Source organism: Paracoccus aerodenitrificans, from assembly GCF_027913215.1.
Taxonomy (GTDB): domain Bacteria; phylum Pseudomonadota; class Alphaproteobacteria; order Rhodobacterales; family Rhodobacteraceae; genus Paracoccus; species Paracoccus aerodenitrificans.
This window is the reverse complement of the sequence record NZ_CP115784.1, coordinates 686,108-705,268: the sequence shown is the minus strand read 5'-3', so window position 1 is coordinate 705,268 and position 19,161 is coordinate 686,108. Positions and strand designations below refer to the sequence as shown.

Below are 19,161 nucleotides of genomic sequence, written 5' to 3'. Positions count from 1 at the left end.
TCAGACCGTGAGATGCGCCGGGATGCGCAGATGCCGCCGTCCGACCTCGACGAATTGCGGATCGCGCTTCGCCGCCCAGACGGCCAGGAAATGGCCGATGGCCCAGATGGCGATGCCGACCAGCCAGAGGCGCAGGCCGAGACCCACGGCGCCGGCCAGCGTGCCGTTCATGATCGCGATGCTGCGCGGTGCCCCGCCGAGCAGGATATGCTCGGTCAGCGCCCGGTGAACCGGAACGGAAAAACCGGCAACTGAATCCAGCTGTTCAAAGCCGCCCGCCATCAGACGAGCGCCCCGCCGCCAAAGCTGAAGAAGCTGAGAAAGAAGGAGCTGGCGGCAAAGGCGATGCTGAGCCCGAAGACGATCTGGATCAAACGGCGAAACCCGCCCGAGGTATCGCCGAAAGCCAGCGCGAGGCCGGTCATGATGATGACGATCACCGCGATGATCTTGGCGACAGGCCCTTCGATGGATTCCAGGATCGACTGCAGCGGCGCCTCCCAGGGCATGGAGGAGCCGGCGGCATGGGCCGGTGCAGCGAGCATCAGGCCGGTCGCGGCAAATATGGTGGCGGTGGTGATGCGCTGATGACAGCGCAAGGCGAAACGGATCATTCCTGGTCTCCAGTTGCGTGAGTGGTGGTGAGAGAAGTTTCGGCGGGGCTGATGCGGTAATCGCCATCGGGGCCGAGACCCTCGACGCGGGCCAATTCGACCAGGCGACGGGCGGAACCGCGCCCGGCAAGGACCGCCACCAGATCGATGGTCTCGGCGATCAGGGCGCGCGGCACGGTAACGACAGCCTCCTGAATGAGCTGCTCCATGCGCCTGAGCGCGCCGATACCCGAATTGGCATGGATGGTGCCGATACCGCCCGGATGACCGGTGCCCCAGGCCTTCAGCAGGTCCAGCGCCTCGGCGCCCCGCACCTCGCCGACCGGAATGCGGTCGGGGCGCAATCGCAGTGATGACCGGACCAGATCGGAGAGCGTCGCGACGCCATCCTTGGTGCGCATTGCCACAAGGTTCGGCGCCGCGCATTGCAGCTCACGGGTATCCTCGATGATGACGACGCGCTCGGTGGTTTTAGCGACCTCGGCCAGCAATGCGTTGGTCAGCGTGGTCTTGCCCGTGGAGGTCCCGCCGGCAACGAGGATATTGGCGTGGGTGGCGACATAGACCCGCAGCGCCTCGGCCTGAATCCGCGTCATAATCCTGGCATCGACATAATCGTCCAGAGTGAAGACCGCGACGGCGGGCTTGCGGATCGCAAAGGCCGGGGCCGCGACCACCGGCGGCAAAAGCCCCTCGAAGCGTTCTCCCGTCTCGGGCAGTTCGGCGGAAACACGCGGCGCACCGGCGTGTACCTCGGCGCCGATGTGATGGGCCACCAGCCGCACGATGCGTTCGCCATCGGCGGGTCGCAGCACCTCGCCCGTGTCGGACAGTCCTTCGGAGAGCCGGTCGATCCAGAGCCGCCCATCGGGGTTGAGCATCACCTCGACGACAGCCGGATCTTCCAGGAAACGGGCAATCGCTGGCCCGAGCGCTGTACGGAGCATCCGCGCGCCTCGCTGGATCGCCTCCAGTCGCTGATCGATATCCGGCATACCGCCCCCGTTCCGTCGCCGGGCGCCTCCAACAAGCAGCCCTGGATCGGGGTCGATTAAGAAAGCCGGATTTGAGGGGTGAGCAACAGGGATTTCGTAGCGGGCGCGTGCTGGCGTAGATTGGGATAGCTAAAGGCGGGTTTCTCATCCGAGTCGCCTCGGGCTTGGCGCAAGCTTCGCGATGGTTGGCAGCCTGCCGAACCGCTTCGCACGGAATCACGACGCTGTCCGGTCCTCGGGAATTTCGTCCAGAAAGCTCCTGCTCTTCTGCACGCGGCGCCCCAGCGTCTCGACAAATCCCTCGAACCGTTCCCGCCCCTTGGCCTGCGCCGCCGCTTGATCATCGGGGGGAAGCGGTGGCGTGATGGTCAGCCAGAAGCGGACAAACAGCGCGACGGTCTCAGCTGTAATGCGCTGATCCCGTTCCAGCCGCGCGACCTGCCTGGACAGCCGGTCAAGCCTGCGGGTCAGCGCCGCTTCCTGCATGTCGACGTGATCGGGCGAGAGAAAGCTGTCGACGGCAGCCTCTACAAACGCTGATCGGGTCAATCGCTTGCGATCCGCCAGATCGTTGATCCGAGCGATCATCTCGACGGGCAGCGAAAGGTTCAGGCGGTCGCGCATGGTTCGGACCTCACAACTCGATCCCATCATTGCGGTCTAGTGTCGCCTGCCGCGCGACCTGCCCCATTTGCCGCCCCAGGACCTGTCGCTGGCGGGCCGTATCTTCCGGCTCTTCATCTAGCATCATCTCGAATTCCTTCGACGGTTCCGGCGGCACCTCAGGCGCTATGGCGACATGTTCCGGCAGTTCCGGTTCGCGGCGCAGGCCGGCATTGGCCTCGTCATCCGCCTTGGCTTGCAGCGCCGCGTCCAGCTGTCGAGGCTGCATTGCCGACCAGCCATCATTCTGCGGCGAAACCGGTGTTTCCAACTGGTCGGGCGGCGGCAGGATGCGTTCGTTCAGGCGTGGGTCGGTGAAGTAGCGCGCCTTTTTCGCCCGGATCGGCGCCGTGCCCGCGACCATGACGATCTCGTCATCGGGCGGCAATTGCATGACCTCGCCGGGCGTCAGCAACTGACGGGCGGTTTCAGAGCGCGAGACCATCAGATGCCCAAGCCATGGCGCTAACCGGTGGCCGGCATAGTTGCGCATCGCCTTCATCTCGGTTGCGGTGCCGAGCGCGTCCGAAACCCGCTTCGCTGTGCGCTCGTCATTTGTCGCGAAGCTCACCCGGACATGGCAATTGTCGAGGATCGAATTGTTCTGGCCATAGGCCTTCTCGATCTGGTTGAGCGATTGCGCGATCAGGAAGGACTTGATTCCGTAGCCGGCCATGAAGGCCAGCGCACTTTCGAAAAAATCCAGCCGCCCGAGCGCCGGGAATTCATCCAGCATCATCAGCACGCGGTGCCTGCGATCTTTGGCATGCAAATCCTCGGTCAACCGGCGACCGATCTGGTTCAGCACCAGCCGGATCAGCGGCTTGGTGCGCGAAATATCCGAGGGCGGCACGACCAGATATAGCGTCGCAGGCCTGTCATCCGCGATCAGGTCTACGATACGCCAATCACAGCGACGGGTGACATGGGCAACAACTGGATCGCGATAGAGGCCCAGAAAGGACATGGCAGTCGACAGCACACCAGAGCGTTCATTATCCGACTTGTTCAGAAGCTCCCGCGCCGTTGAGGCGATGACCGGATGCGGCCCGGCTTCGCCCAGATGGCGCGTGGTCATCATCGCCGTCAACGTCGCCTCGATCGGACGGCGCGGATCAGACAGGAAGGCTGCGACTCCGGCCAGCGTCTTGTCCTTCTCGGCATAGAGCACATGCAGGATCGCGCCGACCAGCAGCGAATGCGATGTCTTCTCCCAGTGATTGCGCTTTTCCAGCGACCCTTCGGGGTCGACCAGCACATCGGCGACATTCTGAACATCGCGCACCTCCCATTCACCGCGCCGGACCTCCAACAGCGGATTATAAGCCGCCGAGGACATGGAGGTCGGATCGAAGCGCAGGACGCGCCCATGACACGCGCGGAACCCGGCGGTCAGCTCCCAGTTCTCGCCCTTGATGTCATGCACGATGGCCGAGTCAGGCCAGGTCAAGAGCGAGGGCACCACCAGCCCGACACCCTTGCCGGATCGTGTCGGCGCAAAGCAAAGCACGTGCTCCGGCCCGTCATGGCGCAGGTAGTCGCGGTCGAGCCTACCCAGAACCACACCGTCGGGACCAAGCAACCCGGCCTCTTCGATCTCCTTGCGCGCTGCCCATCGCGCAGAGCCATAGGTATCGACATCCGCCGCCTCCCGCGCCCGCATCACCGAAAGCGTGATGGCAACGGCGATGGAGAGAAACCCGCCTGAAGCTGCGATGGTACCGCCTTCCCAGAAAATTGCACGGGCATAGGCGTCGTAGAAGTACCACCACCAGAAAAAGGCAGGCGGCGGATAGATCGGCACACCCATCAGATCGAACCATGGCGCCCCAAGCTGCGCCTGAAACCCCAACCGCCACGCGACCCATTGTGTCGCGCCCCAGGTAGTAGAAAGCACGATCAGGAAGACGATGAGGATCTGGCCCCAGAGAATTTTCGTAGCGGTCATGAAGGAGCATGAGTGGTCGCACGAAGGGGTTTGCAACGTAAATGCCACGCGCATCGTAGAGACAGCGGCGATGGCGTGCAGAAAGGATAGAGCGCTGCGTGGCGATTTCCACCCTCGTAACGCGGATACCAAATTTCGAGGCACAATATGCCCATATGACGTTCATATCCCCAACCCGCGCTTTCGCCCGAGACTCCAGTCGATGCCGCCGCCCGACGTCGCAATGCCCGATACATGCTCTCCAAGCCTCTTTTCGATCTCGCGCGACCAGGGCACAAGCTGGAAGCCCGGACCGCCATTCGGATCGATCCTCTCGATCATCGCATAGCGCCCCGAGGACAGGGTCACCTGCCGCCGATAGGTTCCGCTGACATGCTCGCCCACCTGCGCGGGCTGATGCGGCAGGCCGGTCTCGCCGGCCAGCTTTTCGCCTACGGCATCAAGTTCGCGCCGACGCAGGGTGGCTAGAAGGTCGCGTTGCAAGACGAGGCGTTGGCCCTGCCGGTGTACAAACCCCTCATCGACCAGATGATCGGCCCGCGCTTCCATCGCCTCGCGCACTTCCCGGCCAAAGCCGCCCATCGCGAGCGGCAAGCGGTCCTTCTCGACCAGCCGATGATCGAGCCAGGTCGCGCCGGGCGCGGTGATCTGGGTCTGCAGGTCGAGATCCGAGCGGTTGGCCAGCACCAGCGTCGGGCGCGGATCGTCCGGGCCGCCGAAGCGACGAAGCTCGACGATCCCGCCCTCGGGCGGCGCGTGGTCGAACGCCTCGATGCCTCGGAACCGGACATGATGGGCGCGGCCATCCGTGCCGTCGATCACGGCATAGGCCTCGCCGGTCAGCTCATTGTGCAGGCCCTTTTCGACCAGCCGCCCAATGATCGGTGATCCGGCATCAGCGCTGTCGGTTGCGAACTCCGCCACGCCACGACCCTCGCCCCGCGCGGCGAAGGCCCGGTGCATGGTCTTGATGATATCGCCACGCGTCCCATGGTCGCGCAGGGTCTGCTCGGCCTCAAACCCGACCATCCATTCGCCGGGCGCGCCTTCGGTGGCCAATCCCATCTTTCGCAGATGCTGCAAACGACCGATCATCAGCCGCCGCAACGCGGGATCATTCGGCCCCTTCGCCTCGGGGCGCAGGTCGATCAGGCCGAGATCGTCGGCACGGTATTGGATCTCGCGATCAATCCGCGTCCAGCGATCCGCCGTCACCTCCCGTTCCAGCGCATTGCGGATCTCATGCTCGGGCTTCGGGCCGAGTTCCAGCGAGACCAGATCCTCGGCGCGTGAGCGCAGGCCGGAACTGATATAATCGCGCGAGATCACCAGATCGCCGCCGCGATCATCGACGCCCCGGACCAGCAGATGCACATGCGGGTTGTCGGTGTTCCAGTGATCGACAGCCACCCAGTCGAGCTTGGTGCCGAGATCGGCCTCCATCTGCCGGACGAGATCGCGGGTGAAGCCCTTGAGGTCCGCCATCTCAACAGCGTCTTCGGGTGAAACAATGAAGCGAAAATGATGTCGGTCATCCTCGCAGCGCCCGGCAAACCCCAGATCATCGGCGCGGTCCGAGTCGGCGTCAAAGGCCAGGCCCTTCTCTCCTTCCCGGCTGACGCCCTCGCGCTTGAGATAGGACAGATGCCGGGTCAGCGGCGCCGAACGATAGGCGCGGCCCTTGTGCCGGGCGATCCGCGCGGCCACCACCACGCGGCGGGACGGAGCGAAGATCCGGGACCGCCCGAAGCGATTGCGCCCGCGCCCGAAGCTGGCGCCGCCCCGGCTGCGGACGGGACCGGCGCCGGATCGCGACGGCGAGACATGCCCCGCCTTCTGCGCGGCGCGTAGCACCTGGTTGATAAAGCTCTTTGCGCGGGGTGCGCGGGTGGAGCCGGGCTTGCCGGGACGGATGCGGAATTCGCGCTCGGAGTCAGCCATCGCAGGACTCGGTTCCGGCCCCGATGGCTACTGTGCATGCCGGGGCATTGAAATCGCTGAACAATCTCGAAAACCTGCAATCGACCGACCGCCAGAGCCACGAAAACGCCAGCCTCGTCAGAGGCTTGCGGCATTCGTGGCAGGCGCTTTTATCTTGCCATGCTTCCTTTCCGCTCTCCTTTCCGGCCCGCCCTGCCGTCAGAGCTTTCCGAACAAGCGCCAGTCCACGCCATGCCTCGATTGCGCTCATTGAGAGGATTCCCCACCGGCACGGGGGGCGAACAGATCGCCGGAGGCACTTGGTGCGAGGCCACCCGTCTCCGGTGTCGACGCCATCGCACTGCCGCCAGCCTGCGCAGACGCTGCATCGGCAATGCCGACAAAGAGCGAGGCCTCGCGCCAATCGGTAGGCCGCGCCGCCGCCCAAACAGGCGCTGCGCCGTCCAGCATTGGCGCCAGTACGGCGACATAGGCGCGGGTCTCGGCGGGCAGCGCGCGCCCCGTGGCGAGGTAGTCGTCATAGCGCGCGGGACCGGCGTTATAGGCGGCGAGCATCGCGCCGGTATTGCCGTAGCGGTCGAGCATTTCGCGCAGGTAGGCCGCGCCTGCGAGGATGTTGTCGCGCGGATCGAACGGGTCCGCGCCAAGGCGATGCCGTCGGTGCAGATCGGCCCAAGTCTCGGGCATGATCTGCATGAGGCCCTGCGCCCCGGCAGAGGAGATCGCGCGCGGATTGTCCGCGCTTTCAACGCGCATCACGGCGCGAATCCAGTGCTCGGGGATGGCGAAACGCGCGGCGGCTTCCGCAATATGTACGGCAAAGGGATCGGCGGCGGTTTGCATGGCCGGGGTCGCCTCTTGCGCCAGAGCGGTGGCGCCCGGCACTATGATCAGGAAGAGGCCGGAAAGAAGAAGAGAGGCGCTGCGGCCGGCGATGGGCCACCGCCCGGATGCGGGTCTCGGGCGCCGGCGGATGCATGGGTCAGGCATTGCTCAGCCCCTTCCGTCGCGCTTTGGCGGGCGGTTCCAATGCAGCGACCAGGATGTCGCGTCCGCGCCATTCTGGAACAGATGAGCGCGGATGGGATGGGCAAGCATCGGATCGTCGATCAGCACCGCGAGATATTCGCCCGCCTTTTCACCGCTGCGCGACCACGCGGCTCCGATCTCACGGGCGTCGTCCTCGGCGCCGTGATGGAGGCGATAGTCCGGGGCGTTCTCGGCCTCGTTCGGCTCGGCGTGGGTGATGGTGATCTCAAGGTCGAGGGTGAGGGTCTGGATACGCCCTGCATATCCGTTGGCATCACGGGTAAACTCGCCGATCTGTGGCATGGGTCTGGTCCTTTCTGTTGTGGTGAAACGGGTGAGATTGCGCGATCATGGCGCGCCGCCGCGCCAGATGAAGCGGCCATCGCCCGCCGCATCGGTCCAGAGCGGCGACAGCCGTGCGGTGATCGTGCTGGCGGGCAGCGGCCCGAAATACCGCCCGTCGAGACTGTCAGGCGCGCCGGGGTTCATCAGGAAGACCTCGTCCCCGGCGATGACCCGGCAGCCCCGCCAGACGGGCAGATCGCGGCCCATTCGGTCGCGCGCCCGCGCCATGCCAAGATGATTTCCGTTGACGGTGATCCTGCTTCCGATGCGACAAACCTCGGCACCCGGCAACGCCACGACATGTTTAAGGAGCGGCACATCGGCGGGCAGATAGCCGCGTGCGGCGAGGAAGGCGGCAAGGTCGTCAGGCGCTTGAACGGCGACCAGATCACCGATCTGGATGCGGTCAATCGCATGCACGGCGTAAAGTCCAACAGGCGCGCTGGCCGAGGCGTTCCAGATCAGGCGTGGTGACCAGACAATGACAGCGGGGATCGCGATCAGCGCCACGGCGAGCGCTGTCGCCCCGAGTGTGACACGGCGCGAGTTCATGTCAGAATGTCCCGGCGCTTGCGCCATGCCCGGTGTTGCGCGGCGGAATAGCGATGCGGCGCCTGCCCGATGCTGAGCCGGTTATGGACATGCCGCCAGTGAGCGGCGGAGACATCCGCCGGATGAATCCCCTGCGCCTCAATGGCGTCGATATGCTGCAGGGCCTGCTCGACCTTGGGCCAGCCATGGCTGCACAGCAGCATCTCACCGCCGGGGCTGACATGCGGCAGCGTCTGATAGGGCGCGCCGGGCGGGATCGCGCGTAGGATATCGATGCGCGAGATCACCGTGCCATAGTCGTTCGAGGCCCAGCGAAGAAAGGCGAAGACCGCACCCGGCGCGAAGCCGACAATGCGCTTGTGACGGTCCAGCGCGCGTTCCCGAGCCGGCCGCCCGAAGCGGATCCAGTGTTCGATCTGGCCTTCGCGCCAGGTCAGCTCGACCAGCGTCAGGTCAGACGGCGCATCACCGGGGAAATGCTGAAACCCGCTCATCGCTCGCCCTCCGATCCGGGAGCAAGCGGCAGTTCGGGCGCATCTTTTTCTAAGCCAAATTCCGGTTCAAATCTGGCGCTGTCGGTGGAGGTTTCAGGCCCTGTTTCGGCGCCTTTTGCAGGCTTATCCCCAGCGGGCTCCGCCCTACAAAAGTTAGTATCTCTGTTAGAGTCTAAGTTAAGGGGCCGATTTGCGCTTTGCTTTCCGTCCCTTAACCCCGGCTTGGGTTCCTGATAGCACGATACCCCGGTTCCCGATGGCACGATAGTTGAGGTTCCTGATAGCACGAGGCCATTCACAGCTTGTCCACAGCCAGTCGACGGCTCAAAGGCGAGGAAGATGCGCCCTGCCTCATCCCCCTCCAGACATAGGCGATATCCCGGCAAGGGCTGGCGGCGGACGATCTCGCGTAGTTCAAATGCAAAGCGCTTGAAGGGAGACAGCGCGGCGGATTTTCGGTGCAAATGGCGAATGTCGAACCGCCAGCCGTCGCGCTGCCGCCCGCCGTGCTTGCGCACCAACCGATAGAGCCAGCGGTCCAGCCCCCCGGTCAACCCGAAATAAGCCCGGTCGATGGTTAGGATCAACGCATCGTCCAGCACCGCGCGGTAGAACCAGTCCGGCACGATCATTTCGATCCCGTCCGGGCGACCTGCAGCATCGGTCCGCTCCTGCCATTCATTGATCCAGGAGAAGCGATGCAGACGCCCTGCAGCAGGTTGGCGGATCGAGGTGCGGATCGTGGTCGATTGCAGCCGGTCCAGCGCTGCCTTCAGGCGCTGGTAGTCACGCACGGACCTTCCTCTGCCGATGAAGCCCAAAATCTCGTAGGGCGTGGCCGCCATCAGCCGCGAGGTGCGCAGCCCCGCATCCCGCGCCTCGACGATCTGGCTGGCCGCCCAGATCAGGATATCGGCATCCCAGATCGTGGCCATGCCGTGATCGGGCACCGCCTCGACCCGGATCGAGATCTTGCCCGCCGTGAAATCGATGGGCGCCACCCGAAGGGATTTGGACAGAGAAAAAAACGGATAGGACATCAGATCCTGCGCATCGCGGGCCGCGAATCCGCCTGGCAGCGCGCGGAAGAGATCGAGCTGTCCGCGCTCCGAGCCTGATTTGCGCCGGTTGATCATCGGGCCGCCTGCAATCAGCGGGCGGCGGAGCTGGGTAGCGGGCGCTCGACCAGCGCATGCCGCTTGGCAGGCAGGACTTGTCCACCGCGCGGGTCACTTGTCGATGTCACCGCGCCACGAGAGACCCAGGCCTCAAGATCTTCCAGTGAATATACCACCCGGCCACCAAGCTTGTGATAGGCCGGGCCGGTACCATAGGTGCGGTGCTTCTCCAGCGTCCGGGGCGAGAGAGACACGAACCGCGCCGCCTCCTTGGTACGCAGGTATCTTGGCGGAAGGGCGGCGGTGTCGGGTCGCATGATCGGGTCTCCGTCGGGTATGGCGCGCCGCCGGAAAGGAGCGGCTGTCGGAGGTCACAATGGCGGAGGGAAACCGGCAGGATGCAGTGGGAAGACAGAGGGGGGTGAATGCGCACACCAGAAGACAGCCCCGCGAGAGCCGCCAAAACCTTGTGAACCTGCCACTTTCAATGCACTGATGGAGCCGATTGTTCTCAACCCGATCTACCGCCAATGGCCCGCAAATCCGCCCTCTCGACCGACAAGCTGAAAGGCCTCGGCGCGGACAAGCTCGCGCAATTGGTGCTGGAAGAAGCCGAGCGCAATGCAGGCTTCCGCCGTCAGGTCAAGGCGGCACTGGCGGGCCAGACCGGCCCCGAGGCCATCGCCAAGCTGATCGACCGGCGGCTGTCGGGGCTGGAGCGTGCCAAAAGCTACATCGATTGGGACAAGGCCCGCGCGTTCCGGGACGATCTGCGCAGCCTGACCGGCACGATCACCACGGAACTTGGCACGGCCTCACCGACGCTGGCGATGGATCGCCTGCTGCGCTTCGTCGCCACGCATGAAAAAGTGTTCGAGCGCATGGATGATTCCTCGGGCAGCATTCAGGATGTCTATTATCAAGCGATTTCCGATGCGTGCGATCTGGTGGAAAAACTGTCCAGCGCCGATGCCGATTTGCTGCCCGACAAGATCATGGCCGCGCTTGGCGAAAGCAGCCATGGCTATCTGGCCGATTTGACCCGCGCGGTGGTACCGCATCTGCCGAAGGACACGCTGACCCGCTGGGATGCCGATCTGAAAGCCGCCATCACTGAGCGCAAGGCTGCAGAGGAGAAGCGCAAATCGGATGGCTGGCATTATTCCATGACCTCGCAGTGGTCAGAAATGCGCCAGAGCATCGCCACCGCGCGCGGCGATCTCGACCTGCTGATCGCGCTGGAGGCGAAAAAGCATGCGCATATGCAGGACACGCTGGGGATTGCAACCAAGCTACTGGAGGCCGGGCGGACCGCCGACGCGCTGGACTGGCTCCGCAAGCCGGGTCAGCGCGCCTATGGCGAGCCGGATGACGGGTTGTCGCCCGACCAGGTCAGGCTCGAGGCCCGCATCCTTGAGGCGATGGACGACAGGCGTGCCGCGCAGGCCCTGCGCTGGCGATGTTTTGAGGCGCGTCTCTCTGCCGAAACCTTACGCGAATACCTGAAAAACCTGCCGGATTTCGAAGATATGGAGGCCGAGGAAAAGGCCCATGCAATCGCGCTGAACCACGCCAGCCCGGAGACGGCGCTGCAGTTCTTTCTCGACTGGCCGCGGCTCGATCGGGCGGCGCAAGTGATTGTGGCGCATCGTCACCATTGGGATGGCCGCGACTGGCACATCCTGCCGAAAATCGCCGGAACCATGGAGCACGACCACCCGCTCGCGGCGATGATCCTCTATCGGGCACTGCTGGACGACATCCTGACCCGCGCGCGCTCCAAGGCCTATTCGCATGGCGCGAAGTATCTGGCGAAACTGACCCTGTTGGCCGTCGACGCGGACCCCGCCCGCCCTAACGGCATGACCGACCACGCCACCTATCTAGCCGGGCTGAAGAAAGCCCACCCCCGCAAGGCAGGGTTCTGGGGGCTGGTTGATAGCGACAAGCCGAATCTGTCAACCTCAAGTGCCGCGCGACGCCCCGTGTGGGTCAGGGAGGAACGGTAAGATCGGCCCTGGGACGAAGCCGCTCGCGCGGCAATGGCGCCCGTGACGGGCGCTCGGGGCTGATCGCCACCCTGTGCATTTGGGAATGCGGGCACCTGCCTGACGATTGAGGCCTCTCAATCGACAGACAGGAGGTTCCCATGACCGAGGAGAGGATTTCGCCGCTACGGGCGCGGATGATCGAAGACATGCGCATCCGGGGGATGGGCGAGAAGGCACAGAAGTCCCACATCAGGGCAATCAAGGATTTCGCCCAATTCCTTGGGCATTCACCTGATACCGCCACCCCGGAGGAGTTGCGCGCCTACCAGCTGCACATGACCGACACCGGGGTCACGGCCAGCACGTTCAACGTGAGGATCGTGGCGCTGCGGTTCTTCTTCGGCATGACCTGCGGGCGCGAGGACATGAAGCGCTACATGCAGTTCCGCACCCAGCCGCGGAAGTTGCCTGTGGTGTTCAGCGTCGAGGAGGTTTCGGACATCCTGATGGCGGCACCCGGGCCGGGCCTGAAGTATCGGGCCGCGCTCAGCATCTCCTATGGTGCGGGGCTGCGCGCCGCCGAGGTCTGCAATCTCAAGATCGGCGACATCGACAGCGACCGCATGCTGATCCATGTCGAGCAAGGTAAAGGACGGAAGGACCGCAAGGTCATGCTCTCTCCGGGCCTGCTGAACCTGCTTCGTGACTGGTGGCGCGAAGCGCGTCCCGAGGGCTGGCTGTTCCCGGGCAAGCCGAAGATCAATCCGATCTCGCCTCGGCAGCTGAACCGGGCTTTCACCTCGGCCAAGCACATGGCCGGGATCAGCAAGCCGGCGACACTGCACACGCTCAGGCACAGCTTTGCGACGCACCTGCTCGAGGCCAACACGGATGTGCGGGTGATCCAGGTCCTCCTCGGCCATGCCAAGCTCACCACGACGGCGCAATACACCCATGTCGCGACCAAGACGATCCGTGACACGGTCAGCCCCTACGAGATGCTGGCCAAGCTGCAGGATCAGACGGTGAAGCGAAGTCTGGAGTGACGGGGCGCCGGGGTGCCCCGGCCAACGCTGGAGATCGCTGACATCTTTCGCGCTCATGGTCCCGCGTGGCGGCAGGCCAATGCGGGGCATGTCAGCCTGACCCAGCTGAAGGTGATGTCGGCGATTGAAGCCTGCCGGACCGAAGCGCTCGGCGGGCATGTCGCGGGCTGTGCCAAGTGTGGCCACCACCACATCGCCTACAACTCCTGCAAGAACCGCCACTGCCCGAAGTGCCAGGGACCGGCGGCACGCGACTGGATGGAAGCCCGCGCCGAGGACCTTCTGCCTGTGGAGTATTTCCACGTCGTCTTCACCCTGCCAGCCGAGATCGCGCAGATCGCCTTCTGGAACAAGAAGGCCGTCTACGGCCTGCTGTTCCGCGCGTCCGCGGAAACGGTCATGACCATCGCCGCCGATCCCAAGCGCCTCGGCGCCCGGATCGGCATGACCAGCGTGCTGCACACATGGGGATCGGCCCTGACGCATCACCCCCACATCCACATGATCGTGCCGGGCGGAGGCCTGTCGCTGGATGGCACCCGATGGGTCGCCTGCAAGCGGGGGTTCTTCCTGCATGTTCGCGTGCTGTCCCGCCTGTTCCGGCGGCTTTTCCTCGACGGCCTGCTGGCCCTGCATCGGGCCGGAGAGCTGGCTTTCTACGGCGGTCTCGAAGGATTGGCGCAAGCAGATGCCTTTGCCGCTTGGCTCAAACCGTTCCGCAGATCCGAATGGATCGTCTACGCCAAACCGCCCTTCGGCGGCCCCGAGGCGGTGCTGGCCTACCTGAGCCGCTACACCCACCGCGTCGCGATCTCGAACCATCGCCTGATCAGCGCAGACGCCGAGACGGTGGCGTTTCGATGGAAGGACTACCGCATCAAGTCCGGTAACAGGCAGAAGGTCATGCGCCTCTCGACATCGGAGTTCATCCGCCGGTTCCTGATGCATGTCCTCCCCGACGGCTTCCACCGCATCCGGCACTACGGCCTGCTGGCCAGCGCGAGCCGGAAGGTCAACATCGACCGGATCCGAACCCTGCTTGGCCAGACCATGCCGGTCCGGGATGCTCTGCCCGCCGCCGAGGCAGCGCCGCTCACCCTGCGCGAGCCGTGCCCTTGCTGCGGCGGCCCGATGCGCATCATCGAAATTTTCCGCCGCGGCCAGAAACCGATGTCGCGCGCCCCACCTCGGGAGCAGGCCGCATGACGAAACGCCCGTCACTGTCACGAACACCACTCCGGATCTTGCAGTCGGCCCGGCCCGGCTCAGCTTTGCACTACGCGGCGCCGCACCGACGAGCCGCCGACGGAATGCGCCATCCGAGACCGAACAGCATCATCTGGGCGGATCAGGGCGCCATTGGGAACGGTCTACAGCCTTCGAACCGCACACCACGCTGCACCGGCGCTGGAAACCTCAGCGCACTTTCCCCATAGACAGCACCTGGCCACCGCGGCTTCCACCTTGGGAGGATTTCCAACGCGGGCCGACGAAGCACCGCCAGGAAATGTTGCGCCACGGCCCGCGTCGAAAATCCTTCACCATTGCGGTCGGTCGTCCCCCGATTGATGCTGCCATGCAGCTTCCCGAGAGCAGACGTTCGTGCTTGGCGCAACGAAATCGGCAGGTCACAGTCTGCTATGCGGACCATCCTGCCCCTCGCTCCGCGGACTCGGATGTCCGCTCTATCTGCCTGCTGATTGCTTCAAAGTTTTTCGGCCAACTTCGCTAGCTGGTCTATGGTGCTTCCCCAGCCTTCCTCGAACCCCATCTCTTCATGTTTTCGGCTGTCCTCGGGATTCTTGTGGAGGGCACGGGCGATGTATCGTGTGCCGCTACCTTCGTCCTCCATTGTGATGATTGAGGTCAACGTCAGCCATGGTTCCGCAGGCTCCCATCCTTCCTTCAGCGCCGTGGTGAAAACGATCCGTTCCTGCGGGACAATGTCTAGAAAACACCCCTCCACATGAGGCTTAAATTCACCGCCGTCTTCGCTCATCAGGGTCTCGAAGCCCCCGCCGGGGTTAAGGTCCATCTTTTCGACCCGGCAAACCATAGGGGCGGGTATCCACCACTGCTCGAAGTTCTTTGGGTTCGCCCAGGCCCGCCAGACCGCAGAACGCGGAGCATTGATCAGTCTGGATACGGACAGTTGGTTATTCGACGTCATTGTTCGTCTCCGATGCATGTTGATTTTCGGCGAATGCGGCCAGGCGATCGGTTCGAGCCTCCCAGATAGCCCGCTGTTCATTAAGCCAGCCTTCCGCAGCAGCGAGGTGCGTTGGCACTAGGCGACAGGTTCGAACCCGTCCGGTCTTCTCCGAGCTGATTAGCCCACTGGCTTCCAGAACCTTCACATGCTTAAGGAATGACGGGAGGCCCATTTCGAAAGGCTCCGCAAGCTCCTTGACCGACGCAGGTCCCTCAATCAGCCGTGCGATCATGGCCCGACGAGTCGGGTCGGCAAGAGCATGAAAGGCAGTATCGAGCGCGGATTGATAGTTTTCCATGTAGCCAACTATACAAAAAGTTGGCCGTTTAGCAAACTATTTCTACAAACGGATATTCGCCGCGACGCAGCAGGAACGTTGGTCTGGGCTCGCTCCCGACCATCGCCGCAGCTTGCCTGAGCGACGGCACAGCGGGACTTTGCTGACCTTCCAGCGAACGGCAGCTTTCGGGAATTCTTTCGTCCAGCTATATTTGTCAGATGCAACGGTCAGGCCGACTTCTTCAACTTCTTCAATCTCTTCGGGAACGGCGGGGGGCCGTGACCGCGAAAGCCTTGGCAGAACAATTTGGCGTCTCAGAGCGCACCATCTATCGGGATATGGAAACACTGCTGGAACTAGGCGTGCCGGTCGAAGGCGAGGCAGGCACCGGGTTCATCCTGCGCCCCGGCTTTTTTCTGCCCTCGATGGCATTTACACGAGACGAGGCTGATGCCGTTCTGTTGGGTTTGCGCTTCGTGCTTGCGCGAGGTGACAGCGAGATCGCGAAAGCGGCTGATTCCGCATTGTTTAAAATAGCGGATGGGATGGGAGACCGAGCTGAAGCACAGATGCTGGGGAACGGGCTGACCGTCGGTTCAGCCAAAACTGAGCGGCGCGAGGAATTGAAGACGATCCGACGCGCGATGCGGAATCGTCGGAAGCTCCAAATCACATACCGGACCGATGGTCGAAATCCGAACAACAGGGTTGTCTGGCCTGTCGCACTCGGCTTTTTCGATCAGGTGGAAATGCTTGCGGCCTGGTGCGAGCTGCGCGATGCCTTCCGCCATTTTCGCATCGACCGGATCGACAGCTTGATCTTGCGCGAAGAAAACATTCCGCGTTCCCGCAACAGCCTGCTCGCCGACTATCGCATGCTCGAACCGCACGCGAACCTCTGACCGAAGACTCCTGACACATTCTGTCAAACCCGGCTGTTAAACCCCCGGTCGTTATTTGGAAAGGAGTCTGGGATGTATGTGATACTTGGTGGAACCGGGCAGGTTGGATCGGCAACGGCGCGGGCGCTTTTGGATGAAGGAGAGGAAGTCACTATCGTCACTCGCGACGAAAGCCATGGCGAAGACCTCAAGAAAGCCGGGGCGAGCATTGCCGTTTCGGATGTTCGCGACGTGGAGGCGCTACGGGGCATTTTTCAGTCCGGCAAGCGTGCCTTTCTTCTTAACCCGCCAGCGGACCCGTCAAGCGACACAGACAAAGAAGAACGTGAGAATGTCGCTGCGATCATCGCGGCGCTCGATGGCTCGGGACTCGAAAAGGTTGTTGCCGCCTCGACCTACGGTGCCTTCGATGGCGAACGCTGCGGCGACCTGACTGTCCTGCACGAGTTCGAGCAGGCCCTGAAAAGCCAATCAATACCAGCCGCGATCAATCGGGCGGGGTATTACTTGAGCAACTGGGCCGGGATGGCGGAACCCGTGCAGGAGAACGGCACCCTTCCGAGCTTCTTTCCGGCCGATCTGTCAATCCCGATGGTGGCCCCGTCCGACCTCGGAAAAGCCGCCGCGCGGCGGTTGATGTCGGGAACCGAAGATGTTGGCATCCAACATGTTGAAGGACCAGAGCGCTATTCCGCCAACGATGTCGCCTCTGCCTTTGCAGAGAAGATGGATCGCGAAGTAGAGGTTCAGGAAATTCCCCGGGATGCGCTCGAAGACACGTTCCGCGAGTTCGGATTCTCGCACGAAGCCGCAGCATCTTATGCCTGCATGACCCGTCGCATGATCGACGGGAAAACGATGCCAGCGGATGAACCTATCCTCGGGACTACCTCTTTGAGGAGCTATATCGCCGCAATCTTCGGATAGCAGGCTGGTAGAACCGGACACTCGCCGCACCTGTCGAATGGGCGAGTTGGGCTCGGAGCGGTCATGCGGTGACGCAGCGGGTCGTGCGCCTGGCAGGCAGCGGCGGCCGTCGCTCCCGGCCCAAAGCGGCCTTCCATCCAGCACGCCGATGCCGCGCCGCAGCTTCACCAGACCGGCCATTCGTCCATGATGCAGCATTTTCCGAGGACGAAGGTCCGCTGAGCGGGACAAAGCTGCCTCCCGGTGTTAATGCCCTGAGGCTCCGACACCGCTGATGAGACACAAGATGACGATCACGCACCAAGATGAACTGGAAGGCTTAAAGAAGATTGGCCGGATTGTCGCCAACACCATGCATTCCATGGCAGCGGCCATGGAGCCCGGCATGACAACGCGCGAGCTCGACAGCATCGGCCACGAGTTGCTGGAACGGGAGGGAGCCGTCTCGGCACCTCAGGCCACGTATGATTTTCCGGGCACGACTTGCATCAGCGTCAACGAGGAGATCGCCCATGGCATCCCCGGCGAGCGTAGGCTTGCAACCGGGGATCTGGTCAACATCGACGTGTCCGCGTCTTTCAATGGCTACTTTGCTGACACCGGGGCGACCTTTGGCCTCGGCCCGCTTCAAACGTCCCTTGACCAGCTCTGTCGCGACGGAAAGCGCGCCATGCAGATCGGCATCGCGCAGGTCGGGCATGACAAGCCGCTGGCCGGGATCGGCAAAGCCATCGGCACCTTCGCCACCAAGCGCGGCTATACACTGATCCGGAACCTGGCCAGCCACGGAATTGGCAAAGCTCTGCATGAGGCTCCCGAAGAGGTTCCGACCTGGCCTACCAAGGGAGACAAGCGCCGGATGCACAACGGCCTCGTGCTGACCGTTGAGCCGTTCCTTTCGCGCGGCGGAAGGTGGGCAACGTCAGGCGCCGATGACGATTGGACCCTCTACAGCGAGCCAGCCGCGCCAGTTGTACAATATGAGCATACCGTTGTGGCGACCCGTCGCGGCGCAATCATCGTCACGTTGCCGGGCTGACGTGTGACCGGCAGCTAAGGGCTCACATCGGTCATTTTGCGGGACGAGGACGAAGCCGCTGCCGCGGCAGGGGCGCTTGTTGTGAGTGCGGCGCGATGATCTGACCACCGGGATTTTGGAAATGGGCACGTCTATCCGACGATTGGGGTCTCTCAATCAACGGATAGGAGGTTCCCATGGTGGACCAACAGACAACACCGCTGCGTGCGCGGATGATCGAAGACATGCGGATAAAAGGGCTGAGCGAAGGCTCGCAGAAGGCGCATATCAGGGCGGTTCGATATCTTGCCGAGTTCCTGGGGCGGTCGCCAGATACTGCGACGCCCGAAGACTTGCGCGCCTACCAACTTCATATGGTCGACACGAATGTCACGCCATCGACCTACAACGCGCGACTTGTCGGGCTGCGGTTCTTTTTCGAGACGACGTGCAAGCGCCCTGAGATGAAGGACTGCCTGCATTTTCGCACGGAGCCACGGAAACTCCCGGTCGTTTTCAGCGCTGAGGAGGTATTCGAGATACTCAGGGTCGCGCCAGGACCGGGGCTGAAGTATCGCGCAGCGCTCAGTATCTCCTATGGTACGGGGCTGAGGGCGTCGGAGGTCTGCAATCTCAAGGTCACCGATATCGACAGCGACCGCATGCTGATCCATGTCGAGAAGGGTAAGGGCGGGAAAGACCGCAAAGTCATGCTCTCGCCAGGACTGCTTGGCTTGTTGCGGGACTATTGGAAAGAAGCGCGCCCCGATGGTTGGCTGTTTCCGGGCAAGCCGAGGATCAACCCGCTGTCGCCCCGGCAATTACATCGCGCCTTCAGCGCCGCCAAGCATTTGGCGGGGATCAAGAAGCCGCGCAGCACGTTGCATAGTTTGCGCCACAGCTTCGCGACGCATCTACTTGAGGCTGGGACGGATGTCAGGGTCATTCAGGTTTTGCTGGGCCACGCGAAGCTGAGCACCACCGCGCAGTATACCCATGTGGCGACCAAGCTGATCCGCGACACCGACAGCCCCTATGAGCTGTTGGCACAGCTTCAGGACCGAAGGTCGGAGTGATCGGCACGGG

The 19,161-nt window shown here is 63.3% G+C and carries 21 protein-coding genes; 7 read left to right on the top strand and 14 right to left on the bottom strand.

Features of this window, described 5'->3' with window-relative positions; all coding sequences use genetic code 11:
- The 12 genes from PAE61_RS04825 to PAE61_RS04770 all read right to left on the bottom strand — a co-directional run bounded on the left by PAE61_RS04825 (position 1) and on the right by PAE61_RS04770 (position 10,016).
- Positions 1–282, bottom strand: coding sequence for a VirB3 family type IV secretion system protein (locus tag PAE61_RS04825; RefSeq protein ID WP_271114243.1), 282 nt, complete (start codon positions 280–282; stop codon positions 1–3).
- Positions 282–614, bottom strand: a complete 333-nt coding sequence (locus PAE61_RS04820) for a TrbC/VirB2 family type IV secretion system protein (protein ID WP_271114242.1) — start codon at positions 612–614, stop codon at positions 282–284. The genes PAE61_RS04825 and PAE61_RS04820 overlap by 1 nt, the downstream gene beginning before the upstream one ends.
- Positions 611–1,561: a P-type conjugative transfer ATPase TrbB gene (gene trbB / locus PAE61_RS04815; protein ID WP_271114241.1), complete on the bottom strand. Its 951-nt coding sequence runs from the start codon at positions 1,559–1,561 to the stop codon at positions 611–613. The genes PAE61_RS04820 and trbB overlap by 4 nt, the downstream gene beginning before the upstream one ends.
- Before the next feature lie 264 nt (positions 1,562–1,825).
- A complete protein-coding gene (locus PAE61_RS04810; RefSeq protein ID WP_271114240.1) occupies positions 1,826–2,233 on the bottom strand; it encodes a ribbon-helix-helix protein, CopG family in 408 nt (135 codons plus the stop codon).
- Positions 2,234–2,243: 10 nt separating this feature from the next.
- Positions 2,244–4,220: a conjugal transfer protein TraG gene (locus PAE61_RS04805; protein WP_271114239.1), complete on the bottom strand. Its 1,977-nt coding sequence runs from the start codon at positions 4,218–4,220 to the stop codon at positions 2,244–2,246.
- 162 nt (positions 4,221–4,382) lie between these two features.
- Positions 4,383–6,161: a relaxase/mobilization nuclease domain-containing protein gene (locus PAE61_RS04800; protein WP_271114238.1), complete on the bottom strand. Its 1,779-nt coding sequence runs from the start codon at positions 6,159–6,161 to the stop codon at positions 4,383–4,385.
- A gap of 246 nt (positions 6,162–6,407) precedes the next feature.
- Positions 6,408–7,151 (bottom strand): lytic transglycosylase domain-containing protein, encoded by a 744-nt coding sequence (locus tag PAE61_RS04795; protein WP_271114237.1) that lies wholly within the window; start codon positions 7,149–7,151, stop codon positions 6,408–6,410.
- Positions 7,152–7,154: 3 nt separating this feature from the next.
- A complete protein-coding gene (locus PAE61_RS04790; RefSeq protein WP_271114236.1) occupies positions 7,155–7,493 on the bottom strand; it encodes a DUF736 domain-containing protein in 339 nt (112 codons plus the stop codon).
- Positions 7,494–7,538: 45 nt separating this feature from the next.
- Positions 7,539–8,087: a S26 family signal peptidase gene (locus PAE61_RS04785; protein WP_271114235.1), complete on the bottom strand. Its 549-nt coding sequence runs from the start codon at positions 8,085–8,087 to the stop codon at positions 7,539–7,541.
- On the bottom strand, positions 8,084–8,581 hold the full coding sequence (locus PAE61_RS04780) for a DUF2840 domain-containing protein (RefSeq protein ID WP_271114234.1): 498 nt from the start codon (positions 8,579–8,581) through the stop codon (positions 8,084–8,086). The genes PAE61_RS04785 and PAE61_RS04780 overlap by 4 nt, the downstream gene beginning before the upstream one ends.
- Entirely contained in the window at positions 8,578–9,717 is a 1,140-nt protein-coding gene (locus PAE61_RS04775) for a replication initiator protein A (RefSeq protein ID WP_271114233.1), read from the bottom strand. The genes PAE61_RS04780 and PAE61_RS04775 overlap by 4 nt, the downstream gene beginning before the upstream one ends.
- Positions 9,718–9,731: 14 nt before the next feature.
- Positions 9,732–10,016, bottom strand: a complete 285-nt coding sequence (locus PAE61_RS04770; RefSeq protein ID WP_271114232.1) for a helix-turn-helix transcriptional regulator — start codon at positions 10,014–10,016, stop codon at positions 9,732–9,734.
- A 213-nt stretch (positions 10,017–10,229) separates the two neighbouring features.
- Here PAE61_RS04770 and PAE61_RS04765 point away from each other — a divergent pair, with 213 nt between their 5' ends.
- The 3 genes from PAE61_RS04765 (at position 10,230) to PAE61_RS04755 (ending at position 13,942) form a co-directional block, all read left to right on the top strand.
- The gene (locus PAE61_RS04765; RefSeq protein WP_271114231.1) at positions 10,230–11,708 is read left to right on the top strand and encodes a DUF6880 family protein; all 1,479 of its coding nucleotides are present in this window, start codon (positions 10,230–10,232) and stop codon (positions 11,706–11,708) included.
- Positions 11,709–11,848: 140 nt separating this feature from the next.
- Entirely contained in the window at positions 11,849–12,736 is an 888-nt protein-coding gene (locus PAE61_RS04760) for a tyrosine-type recombinase/integrase (RefSeq protein ID WP_043870817.1), read from the top strand.
- Positions 12,737–12,748: 12 nt separating this feature from the next.
- On the top strand, positions 12,749–13,942 hold the full coding sequence (locus PAE61_RS04755; protein ID WP_043870818.1) for an IS91 family transposase: 1,194 nt from the start codon (positions 12,749–12,751) through the stop codon (positions 13,940–13,942).
- 499 nt (positions 13,943–14,441) lie between these two features.
- Here PAE61_RS04755 and PAE61_RS04750 read toward each other — a convergent pair whose 3' ends face one another.
- Both PAE61_RS04750 and PAE61_RS04745 read right to left on the bottom strand, forming a co-directional pair.
- Positions 14,442–14,906, bottom strand: coding sequence for an SRPBCC family protein (locus PAE61_RS04750; RefSeq protein ID WP_271112118.1), 465 nt, complete (start codon positions 14,904–14,906; stop codon positions 14,442–14,444).
- Positions 14,893–15,246: an ArsR/SmtB family transcription factor gene (locus tag PAE61_RS04745; protein WP_271112117.1), complete on the bottom strand. Its 354-nt coding sequence runs from the start codon at positions 15,244–15,246 to the stop codon at positions 14,893–14,895. The genes PAE61_RS04750 and PAE61_RS04745 overlap by 14 nt, the downstream gene beginning before the upstream one ends.
- Positions 15,247–15,446: 200 nt before the next feature.
- Here PAE61_RS04745 and PAE61_RS04740 point away from each other — a divergent pair, with 200 nt between their 5' ends.
- The 4 genes from PAE61_RS04740 (at position 15,447) to PAE61_RS04725 (ending at position 19,151) form a co-directional block, all read left to right on the top strand.
- Entirely contained in the window at positions 15,447–16,130 is a 684-nt protein-coding gene (locus tag PAE61_RS04740) for a helix-turn-helix transcriptional regulator (RefSeq protein WP_271114230.1), read from the top strand.
- A 72-nt stretch (positions 16,131–16,202) separates the two neighbouring features.
- On the top strand, positions 16,203–17,057 hold the full coding sequence (locus tag PAE61_RS04735; protein WP_271114229.1) for an NmrA family NAD(P)-binding protein: 855 nt from the start codon (positions 16,203–16,205) through the stop codon (positions 17,055–17,057).
- Between the two features lie 286 nt (positions 17,058–17,343).
- Positions 17,344–18,096 carry a type I methionyl aminopeptidase gene (gene map / locus PAE61_RS04730; protein ID WP_271114228.1) on the top strand — a complete coding sequence of 251 codons (753 nt, stop codon included), beginning with the start codon at positions 17,344–17,346 and terminating at the stop codon, positions 18,094–18,096.
- A 176-nt stretch (positions 18,097–18,272) separates the two neighbouring features.
- Entirely contained in the window at positions 18,273–19,151 is an 879-nt protein-coding gene (locus PAE61_RS04725) for a tyrosine-type recombinase/integrase (protein WP_271114227.1), read from the top strand.
- The last annotated feature ends 10 nt before the right edge of the window (positions 19,152–19,161 follow it).

Bases quoted from the DNA above. Each gene is read 5' to 3' on its own strand.
- PAE61_RS04825 (WP_271114243.1), bottom strand. From the start codon at position 282: ATGGCGGGCGGCTTTGAACAGCTGGATTCAGTTGCCGGTTTTTCCGTT.
- PAE61_RS04735 (WP_271114229.1), top strand. From the start codon at position 16,203: ATGTATGTGATACTTGGTGGAACCGGGCAGGTTGGATCGGCAACGGCG.
- PAE61_RS04810 (WP_271114240.1), bottom strand. From the start codon at position 2,233: ATGCGCGACCGCCTGAACCTTTCGCTGCCCGTCGAGATGATCGCTCGG.
- PAE61_RS04790 (WP_271114236.1), bottom strand. From the start codon at position 7,493: ATGCCACAGATCGGCGAGTTTACCCGTGATGCCAACGGATATGCAGGG.
- PAE61_RS04740 (WP_271114230.1), top strand. From the start codon at position 15,447: ATGCAACGGTCAGGCCGACTTCTTCAACTTCTTCAATCTCTTCGGGAA.
- PAE61_RS04805 (WP_271114239.1), bottom strand. From the start codon at position 4,220: ATGACCGCTACGAAAATTCTCTGGGGCCAGATCCTCATCGTCTTCCTG.
- PAE61_RS04820 (WP_271114242.1), bottom strand. From the start codon at position 614: ATGATCCGTTTCGCCTTGCGCTGTCATCAGCGCATCACCACCGCCACC.
- PAE61_RS04795 (WP_271114237.1), bottom strand. From the start codon at position 7,151: ATGCCTGACCCATGCATCCGCCGGCGCCCGAGACCCGCATCCGGGCGG.
- map (WP_271114228.1), top strand. From the start codon at position 17,344: ATGACGATCACGCACCAAGATGAACTGGAAGGCTTAAAGAAGATTGGC.
- PAE61_RS04770 (WP_271114232.1), bottom strand. From the start codon at position 10,016: ATGCGACCCGACACCGCCGCCCTTCCGCCAAGATACCTGCGTACCAAG.
- PAE61_RS04800 (WP_271114238.1), bottom strand. From the start codon at position 6,161: ATGGCTGACTCCGAGCGCGAATTCCGCATCCGTCCCGGCAAGCCCGGC.
- PAE61_RS04725 (WP_271114227.1), top strand. From the start codon at position 18,273: ATGGTGGACCAACAGACAACACCGCTGCGTGCGCGGATGATCGAAGAC.
- PAE61_RS04785 (WP_271114235.1), bottom strand. From the start codon at position 8,087: ATGAACTCGCGCCGTGTCACACTCGGGGCGACAGCGCTCGCCGTGGCG.
- PAE61_RS04760 (WP_043870817.1), top strand. From the start codon at position 11,849: ATGACCGAGGAGAGGATTTCGCCGCTACGGGCGCGGATGATCGAAGAC.
- PAE61_RS04780 (WP_271114234.1), bottom strand. From the start codon at position 8,581: ATGAGCGGGTTTCAGCATTTCCCCGGTGATGCGCCGTCTGACCTGACG.
- PAE61_RS04765 (WP_271114231.1), top strand. From the start codon at position 10,230: ATGGCCCGCAAATCCGCCCTCTCGACCGACAAGCTGAAAGGCCTCGGC.
- PAE61_RS04775 (WP_271114233.1), bottom strand. From the start codon at position 9,717: ATGATCAACCGGCGCAAATCAGGCTCGGAGCGCGGACAGCTCGATCTC.
- PAE61_RS04745 (WP_271112117.1), bottom strand. From the start codon at position 15,246: ATGGAAAACTATCAATCCGCGCTCGATACTGCCTTTCATGCTCTTGCC.
- trbB (WP_271114241.1), bottom strand. From the start codon at position 1,561: ATGCTCCGTACAGCGCTCGGGCCAGCGATTGCCCGTTTCCTGGAAGAT.
- PAE61_RS04750 (WP_271112118.1), bottom strand. From the start codon at position 14,906: ATGACGTCGAATAACCAACTGTCCGTATCCAGACTGATCAATGCTCCG.